Source organism: Azospirillum isscasi, from assembly GCF_030849505.1.
Taxonomy (GTDB): domain Bacteria; phylum Pseudomonadota; class Alphaproteobacteria; order Azospirillales; family Azospirillaceae; genus Azospirillum; species Azospirillum isscasi.
In genome coordinates, this window is the sequence record NZ_JAUJFI010000209.1 from 1 (window position 1) to 8,036 (window position 8,036).

At 69.3% G+C, this 8,036-nt stretch carries 6 protein-coding genes, 1 pseudogene and 1 riboswitch; of the genes and pseudogenes, 5 read left to right on the forward strand and 2 right to left on the reverse strand.

The genetic code is table 11. The features are described from left to right. Both QSG27_RS25960 and cobW read right to left on the reverse strand, forming a co-directional pair. Positions 1-2,161: cobaltochelatase subunit CobN (locus tag QSG27_RS25960; protein WP_306711293.1), on the reverse strand; the 2,161-nt coding region annotated here is incomplete at its 3' end. 48 nt (positions 2,162-2,209) lie between these two features. Beyond that, complete coding sequence (gene cobW, locus QSG27_RS25965; RefSeq protein ID WP_306711295.1) at positions 2,210-3,268, reverse strand: cobalamin biosynthesis protein CobW; 1,059 nt, start codon at positions 3,266-3,268, stop codon at positions 2,210-2,212. Positions 3,269-3,428: 160 nt separating this feature from the next. Then, a riboswitch (cobalamin riboswitch) is annotated at positions 3,429-3,644 on the reverse strand. Positions 3,645-4,061: 417 nt separating this feature from the next. Here cobW and QSG27_RS25970 point away from each other — a divergent pair. The 5 genes and pseudogenes from QSG27_RS25970 to QSG27_RS25990 all read left to right on the forward strand — a co-directional run. Further along, the gene (locus tag QSG27_RS25970; RefSeq protein ID WP_306711297.1) at positions 4,062-4,826 is read left to right on the forward strand and encodes an ABC transporter ATP-binding protein; all 765 of its coding nucleotides are present in this window, start codon (positions 4,062-4,064) and stop codon (positions 4,824-4,826) included. Then, positions 4,819-5,541 carry an ABC transporter ATP-binding protein gene (locus QSG27_RS25975; RefSeq protein WP_306711299.1) on the forward strand — a complete coding sequence of 241 codons (723 nt, stop codon included), beginning with the start codon at positions 4,819-4,821 and terminating at the stop codon, positions 5,539-5,541. Before QSG27_RS25970 ends, QSG27_RS25975 begins: the two co-directional genes overlap by 8 nt. A gap of 40 nt (positions 5,542-5,581) precedes the next feature. After that, positions 5,582-6,784: an ABC transporter substrate-binding protein gene (locus QSG27_RS25980; protein WP_306711301.1), complete on the forward strand. Its 1,203-nt coding sequence runs from the start codon at positions 5,582-5,584 to the stop codon at positions 6,782-6,784. 152 nt (positions 6,785-6,936) lie between these two features. Continuing rightward, positions 6,937-7,824, forward strand: coding sequence for a branched-chain amino acid ABC transporter permease (locus QSG27_RS25985; RefSeq protein ID WP_306711303.1), 888 nt, complete (start codon positions 6,937-6,939; stop codon positions 7,822-7,824). Positions 7,825-7,827: 3 nt separating this feature from the next. After that, positions 7,828-8,036 (forward strand): annotated as a pseudogene (locus tag QSG27_RS25990) (branched-chain amino acid ABC transporter permease); the annotation flags it as partial.

An 8,036-nucleotide genomic window follows, 5' to 3' on the forward strand; every position in this document is an offset into this window, starting at 1 on the left:
CCGCCTCGCCACAGGCGTCGAGCGCCGGGGCGATGTCCGCCGCCGTGCCGAAGCGGGCCACGGCGGCGAGCAGGCGGGCGCGGCGCTCCGGCTCCGGCGTGGCGCCGAAGACATGCAGCCCGTCGCGGATCTGCAACTCCTTGATGTCGCAGAGATGGGCGTCCAGGCGGCTGAGGATCGAGTCGGGGTCGTCGTCGGGCCGCAGGTTGCAGTCGGCGGCGACGCCCGAGGTCCAGGCCAGATCCAGGATGGTCTGCCGCAGCGTGCCCAGCCGCCGCGGGTCCAGCCCGGTCGCCATGGAATATTCGTCGATGGCCGTTTCAAGCGCGGCGAGGTCGCCGTGCAGCCCGGCCTCGACCGGCGGCGGGGTCAGGTGGCCGATCAGGACGGCGCCCAGCCGGCGGCGCGCCTGCACCCCCTCGCCGGGGTTGTTGACGATGAAGGGGTAGAGGCAGGGCAGCGGTCCGGCGACGATCTCCGGCCAGCAGTCGGCGGAGAGCGCCACCGCCTTGCCCGGCAGCCATTCCAGCGTCCCGTGCGCCCCCACCTGGACCAGCGCGTGGATGCCCACGACGTGGCGGAGCCAGAGGTGGAAGGCGGCGTAGCCGTGGCTGGGCGGCGTCTCCGGGTCGTGGTGCTGGGTGGTGGTCAGCGGGCCGTGGCCGCGGCTGGGCTGCACGGCGACGGTGGCGTTGCCGCAGGCCAGGACCGTGAAGCGGAAGGCGCCGCCGTCCACCAGCGGGTCGGCGTCCTCACCGCCCCAGGTGGCGGCGATGCGGGCGCGGACCTCGGCGGGGGCGAGGCGGCGGTAGTCCTCCAGACTCAGCGTGGCCAGACTCAGCGTGGCCAGGCTCTGCGTCGCGGAGGCGCCGCCGGTCAGCGCCTCCATCAGGGCGGCGGGGCCGGCGGGAAGCCCGTCCAGCGCGTAGCCCTCCGCCTTCAGCCGCTCCAGGATGCCGACGACGCTCGCCGGGGTGTCCAGCCCCACCGCGTGGCCGATGCCGCCGCCCGGCCCCGGATAGTCGGACAGCACCAGAGCCAGCTTGCGCTCCGCCCGCGGGGTGGCGCCCAGCCGCACCCAGGCGGCGGCCAGATCGGCGGCGAACCCGACCCGGTCGGGCACCGGGCGGATCAGCGTCGGGGCGAATTCCAGATCCGGGTCCAGCGCCCCTTCGGCCTTGAAGGCGATGGCGCGGGTCAGGATGCGCCCGTCCATCTCCGGCAGCACCACGTTCATGGCGAGGTCGGACGGCCCCATCCCGCGGGCGGAGCCGCGCCAGCCCTCCTCCGGCGTGGTGGACAGCACGGCCTGGAGCACCGGCGAGCCGTTGGCCTCCAGCGGCGACCCGTCCTCGCGCGCCGCGGAGAAGCCGGTCAGGTTCAGCACCACGGCGGCGTTGCGCGCGGTCAGGGTGGCGCGCATCCAGGCGGCGCAGTCCGGCTCCTTCAGGCTCGCCACGAACAGCGGCAGCGGGGCGAGGCCGCGCGTGGCCAGCGCGTCGCACAGCGCGTGCACCGGCTCCAGATCGCCGGCCAGCAGGTGGGAGCGGTAGAAGACGACCGGCGCGCAGGGGGCGGCGGTTTGGGCGGCGGTTTGGGCGGCGGTTTGGCCGGACCATCCCTCATAGACGCCGAAGCGCGGGACGGGCGCCGGCTCGCGCCAGGGGCGGTCCTGCCCGGCCAGCGTGGCGGCGTAGGCCAGCAGGTGGGCCATGTTGTCCGGCCCGCCTTCGGTGAAGTAGCGCCACAGCCGCTGCGCCGCCTCGGGCGGAACGGTGCCGTAGCCGTCCAGGGCGGGGTTCGGCTGCGCGCAGCCCGGCAGCACGGCCAGCGCCACGCCGGATTCCCGGCAGGCGGCGGCCACATGGTCCAGCCCGTAGCGCCAGTAGCCCGCCCCGCCGAGCAGCCGCAGCACGACCAGCTTCGCCTTGCGGATCACGGAGTCGACGTAGAGGTCCACCGACAGCGGGTGCCCCAGCCGCGCGAGGTTCGCCAATCGCAAGGATGGCAGGCCGTCGCGGTGGCGCGCCCAGCAGGCGGCGAGCGCCGTCAGGTCGCTGTCGGAAAAGGACAGAACGACGAGATCCGCCGGTGTCTGCCCCAGATCCACGGCCTGGGGCCCGGCGTCGAGGTCTTCCTGGCGGGCGGCGAGAAGGTGCATGACTGAAAAACTTTGCAAACATGCCCTCTCCCGGGACGGGAGAGGGTTTTACGACAGCGCCGCGGTCACCGCGTCGCGGTCGAGGCCCGTCTCGCCGATCACCACCAGACGGCTGCGGCGCGGCTCGTCGGGCTTCCAGAAGCGGTCGAAATGGGTCTGGATGCGCGTGCCCACGCCCTGCACCAACAGGCGCATCGGCTTGCCCGGCACGTCGATGAAGCCCTTCAGCCGCAGAACGCCATGGGCCGCGGCCACCCGCTCCAGCGTCTTCGCCAGAGCCGCCGGGTCGGGCTGCGGGGCGAGTTCCACGACGAAGCTGGTGAAGTCGTCGTGGTCGTGGCCCTCCTCCTCGTCGTGGTGGCTGGGGCGGTTGGCGAGGTCGTCCTCGGCCCCGGCCCCGACGCCCAGCAGAACCACCGGATCGACCTTGCCGTTGCTGGCGTGCAGGATCTTGGCCTCGCGCCCGGTGCCGCCCTCGGCCATGGCGGCGCGGATCAGGTCCTCCACCTTCGCCAGATCGGCGGCCCCCACCAGATCGGTCTTGTTCACCACGATCAGGTCGGCGCAGAGGAGCTGGTCCTCGAACACCTCCTCCACCGGCGTCTCGTGGTCGAGCTGCCCGGCGTCGGCGGCCTGGGCGGCCAGAGCCGCCGGGTCGGGGGCGAAGCGGCCCTCCGCCGCGGCGGCGGCGTCCACCACCGCGACCACCCCGTCCACCGTCACCCGCGTCTTGATCGCCGGCCAGTGGAACGCCTGGACCAGCGGCTTCGGCAGGGCGAGGCCGCTGGTTTCGATGATGATGTGCTCCGGCGGCTGGGGGCGGGCCAGCAGCTTCTCGATGGCGGGAACGAAGTCGTCGGCGACGGTGCAGCACAGGCAGCCGTTCGCCAGCTCGATCACGTCGTCCTCGGTGCAGGTCGGGTCGCCGCAGGCGCGCAGAATCTCCCCGTCGATCCCGACATCGCCGAATTCGTTGATGATCAGCGCCAGACGGCGCCCGGCGGCCTGCTCCAGCAGGCTGCGGATCAGCGTCGTCTTCCCGGCGCCGAGAAAGCCCGTGATGACGGTGGCCGGGGTCTTCCCGGCGGTAAGCGGGCCGCTGCTCATCGGCCGTCTCCTGAATAGAGAAGAGTGATGGTGAGGATGGTCCGTCCGCCGGTCAGCGGCGGCGGAGTTCTGCGGCCTGCAACGGCGAACAGGACGGACTGGGGGCGGCGCGAAGCGGCATGATGCGGTTTCCTTGTCTCCGCCACACCCGGCGGATTGGATGAACGTCGGTCCGGCGGCAGGTTTCCTGGCTCGCGGGTCGCCGTCTCGCCTCCCGCCTTCCCGGCCTTTCGGCCCGTGGCATTTCCGGAGGCGGACTCGCCGCACACAGTTGCGGGGGCAGCCGCGGCCTTGGACCCCATCCGGGTCCGCACCGCATTCCCTATTATCCCCGTGCCTTCACGGCGGACGGGGCACCGTCGGAGGCGCAGAATTGCAGGCGCACCCTTGATTTGCAAGCGACCATTTGGCGCCGCGGTACGGCCTGAACCGCGAGGATGAACCACAGAGGCACGCAGACACAGAGGGTGGGTGATCGTCGGCCCTCTGTGTCTGCGTGCCTCTGTGGTTCACCGCTTTCGACGGAGCCCGCCCTTTCGCCACGCTCCATGACCGCCAACCCCGGAACGCTCCGCCCGCCCCGCCGTTGGTGTGTCGGAGGATTGGGACAGCCTGTCCGGAAAGCTGACACCCCGAACGGCGCTGCCGGCATCCGGTGGCGATACCCACTATCAGACTTTTCAATAGGATACCGGTTCGGTCCGCAGTTGGCACGCCGCATGCTTATGTCTTCCCAATCAAAAACGCGGACCGGCAGGCGACGCGGACGAACAGGGAGGGACAAGCGGCACCCATGGCCGACGACATCATTCTGGAAGCGCGCGGACTCTCAAAGGAGTTCAAGGGCTTCATCGCGGTGAAGGAGGTGAACCTCCAGGTCCGCCGCGGCACCATCCACGCGCTGATCGGCCCCAACGGGGCGGGCAAGAGCACGGTCTTCAACCTGCTGACCAAGTTCCTGACGCCGACGCGCGGCCAGATCCTCTACAAGGGGCGCGACATCACCGCCATGAAGCCCGCCGACGTGGCGCTGCTGGGCATGGTGCGGTCCTTCCAGATCTCCGCCGTCTTCCCGCACCTCAGCGTGCTGGAGAATGTCCGGGTGGCGCTCCAGCGTCCGCGCGGCACCAGCTTCCACTTCTGGAAGCCGGAGGCCAGCCTGCACGACCTGCACGCCCGCGCCGAGGAGCTGATCGAGGCGGTGAACCTCACCCCCTGGGCCGGCCACACCGCCGCGGAGCTGCCCTATGGCCGCAAGCGGGCCCTGGAGATCGCCACCACCCTCGCCCTCGACCCCGAGGTGATGCTGCTGGACGAGCCGCTGGCCGGCATGGGCCACGAGGACATCGAGCGCACCGCCGCCCTCATCAAGCGGGTCTCCGCCGACCGCACCATCCTGATGGTGGAGCACAACCTGTCGGTCGTCGCCCACCTGTCGGACACGATCACCGTGCTTCGCCGCGGCGAGATCCTGGCGGAGGGCGCATACGACGTCGTATCGCGCGATCCCCAGGTCATGGAAGCCTATATGGGCACGGGGGAGGTGGGGCATGCCTGACGGCGCCAACGTGAAGACCGCCATGCTGGAGATCCGCGACCTCCAGGCCTTCTACGGTGAAAGCCATGTGCTGCACGGCGTCAACATCGACGTGCGCCAGGGCGAGGTGGTGACGCTGCTGGGCCGCAACGGCGCCGGCAAGACGACCACCATGCGTTCCATCATGGGCATCGTCGGCAAGCGCAACGGCTCGATCCGCTTCCAGGGCAAGGAGCTGATCGGCATGGCGCAGCACAAGATCCCGCGCCTCGGCATCGGCTATGTGCCGGAGGAGCGCGGGATCTTCGCCTCGCTCAGCGTGGACGAGAACCTGATGCTGCCGCCGGTGGTGAAGTCCGGCGGCATGACCGTGCCGCAGATCTACGAGCTGTTCCCCAACCTCCAGGGCCGCGGCTCGACCCAGGGCACGCGCCTGTCGGGCGGCGAGCAGCAGATGCTGGCCATCGGGCGCATCCTGCGCACCGGCGCCGACCTGATCCTGCTGGACGAGCCGACCGAGGGCCTCGCCCCCGTCATCATCGAGCAGATCGGCGTCGCCGTGCGCAAGCTGAAGCAGCGCGGCTTCACCATCGTGCTGGTGGAGCAGAACTTCCGCTTCGCCGCCACCATCGCCGACCGCCATTACGTGATGGAGGAGGGCCATGTCGTCGACATGATCCCCAACGACCAGCTCGCCCAGAACATGGACAAGCTGCACACGTATCTCGGCGTCTGACCAAACCACATCAAATAAAACCAATCGAAGGGAGTTAGAGATGCTCAAGACGTTGCTTTGCGGGACCGCCCTGCTGGCGCTGACCGCCGGCGCCGCGCAGGCTCAGGTCTCCAACAACGTGATCAAGATCGGCGTGATGAACGACCGGTCCGGCATCTACGCCGACCTCGCCGGCGAGGGCTCGGCCATCGCCGCCCGTCTGGCGGCGGAGGAGTTCGGCGGCAAGATCGCCGGGGCGCCCATCGAGATCGTCGTCGCCGACCACCAGAACAAGGCCGACATCGCCGCCAACACGGCGCGCGAGTGGATCGACGCCGGCAACGTGGATGTCATCGCCGACGTGCCGAATTCCGCCGCCGCGCTGGCCGTCCAGGGCATCACCAAGGACAAGAAGCGCATCTTCCTGATGTCCGGCCCGGGCTCCACCGACCTCAGCGGCAAGTCCTGCAGCCCCTACGGCTTCCAGTGGACCTACGACAATTACGCCATGGCCGCCGGCACCGCCCGCGCGCTGGTCGATCAGGGCAAGAAGAGCTGGTTCTTCATCACCGCGGACTACGCCTTCGGCCACTCGCTGGAGGATGAGACCACGAAGATGGTCAAGCAGCTCGACGGCAAGGTCGCGGGCAACGTCCGCCATCCGCTGGGCACCGCCGACTTCTCGTCCTACCTGCTCCAGGCCCAGGCGTCGAAGGCTGACGTGATCGGCCTCGCCAACGCGGGCGGCGACACCACCAACGCCGTCAAGCAGGCGTCCGAGTTCGGCATCACCCAGTCGGGCCAGAGCCTCGCCGGCCTGCTGCTGTTCATCAGCGACGTGCACGCGCTGGGCCTCCCGGCCGCCCAGGGCCTGATGCTGACCACCGGCTTCTACCACGACATGGACGACCAGACCCGCGACTGGACCAAGAAGTTCGAGGCCAAGGCCGGGCGCAAGCCGACCATGGTCCAGGCCGGCGTCTACTCCGCCGTCCGCCACTACCTGAAGGCGGTCGAGGCCGTGGGCTCCGACGATCCGGACAAGGTGGCCGCCAAGATGCGCGAGACCCCGGTGAACGACATGTTCGCCAAGAACGGCAAGGTCGCCGCGAACGGCCGCATGTTCCATGACATGTATCTGGCCCAGGTCAAGGCGCCGGGCGAGTCGAAGGCTCCCTGGGACTACTATAAGATCGTGAAGACGATCCCCGCGGAGCAGGCGTTCCTCGACCCGGCGAAGAGCGGTTGTCCGCTGGTGAAGTAAGCCCGCTGGTGAAGTAAGCCCGCTAGTGAAGTAAGGTTGTCGCGCCGGGCCCCCTCCCAGCCTCCCCCCGCTTCGCAGGGGAAGGGTTGGGTGGGGGCCAACGCAGGCACCCAATCAAAAATCATAAGTCCGATACACAGGGAGGGACGGTCATGTTCGACTTGCTGGGGGTGCCGCCCCAGGTCCTGTTCGGCCAGCTTCTGCTCGGCCTCATCAACGGGTCCTTCTACGCTCTGCTCAGCCTTGGGCTGGCGGTCATCTTCGGCATGCTGAACGTCATCAACTTCGCCCACGGCGCGCTCTACATGATCGGCGCCTTCGTGGCGTGGCTGCTGCTGACGAAGCTCGGCCTCGGCTACTGGTGGGCGTTGGGCCTGTCGCCGCTGATCGTCGGGCTGCTGGGCGTGGCGCTGGAAAAAACCATGCTGTCGCGCCTCTACAAGCTCGACCACCTCTACGGGCTGCTGCTGACCTTCGGCCTCGCCCTGATCATGGAAGGCGCCTTCCGCCATTTCTACGGCGTGTCGGGCCAGCCCTATCCGATCCCGGACGCGCTCAAGGGCGGGCAGAATCTCGGCTTCATGTTCCTGCCCAATTACCGCGGCTGGGTCGTCGTCGCCTCGCTGGTCATCTGCTTCGGGACGTGGTTCGCCATCGAGCGGACGCGGCTCGGCGCCTATCTGCGCGCCGCCACCGAGAACCCGGTGCTGGTCCAGGCCTTCGGCATCAACGTGCCGGTGATGATCACCGCCACCTATGGCTTCGGCGTGGCGCTGGCCGGTCTGGCCGGCGTGCTGGCCGCCCCGATCTATCAGGTGTCGCCGTTGATGGGCACCAACCTCATCATCGTCGTCTTCGCGGTGGTGGTGATCGGCGGCATGGGGTCCATCCTGGGCGCCATCGTCACCGGCCTGGGGCTGGGGCTGCTGGAGGGCCTGACCAAGGTCTTCTACCCCGAAGCCTCCAACATCGTGGTGTTCGTCGTGATGGCGATCGTCCTTCTCATCAAGCCCGCGGGCCTCTTCGGACGGGAGCGCTGAGCCATGGCCGCCCAGATCAAGACAAACGATATCAAAACGGCCGACACCCAGACGACCACCATCGCGCTGCGCCGTCCGGGGCAGGATACCGCCCGGAACGCCATGATCCTCGGCATCGGCCTGCTGATCGGGCTGGCCGCGCCCTACGTGCTGTACCCCGTCTTCGTGATGAAGGTGCTGTGCTTCGCGCTGTTCGCCTGCGCCTTCAACCT

Bases quoted from the DNA above. Each gene is read 5' to 3' on its own strand.
- cobW (WP_306711295.1), bottom strand. From the start codon at position 3,268: ATGAGCAGCGGCCCGCTTACCGCCGGGAAGACCCCGGCCACCGTCATC.
- QSG27_RS25970 (WP_306711297.1), top strand. From the start codon at position 4,062: ATGGCCGACGACATCATTCTGGAAGCGCGCGGACTCTCAAAGGAGTTC.
- QSG27_RS25975 (WP_306711299.1), top strand. From the start codon at position 4,819: ATGCCTGACGGCGCCAACGTGAAGACCGCCATGCTGGAGATCCGCGAC.
- QSG27_RS25980 (WP_306711301.1), top strand. From the start codon at position 5,582: ATGCTCAAGACGTTGCTTTGCGGGACCGCCCTGCTGGCGCTGACCGCC.
- QSG27_RS25985 (WP_306711303.1), top strand. From the start codon at position 6,937: ATGTTCGACTTGCTGGGGGTGCCGCCCCAGGTCCTGTTCGGCCAGCTT.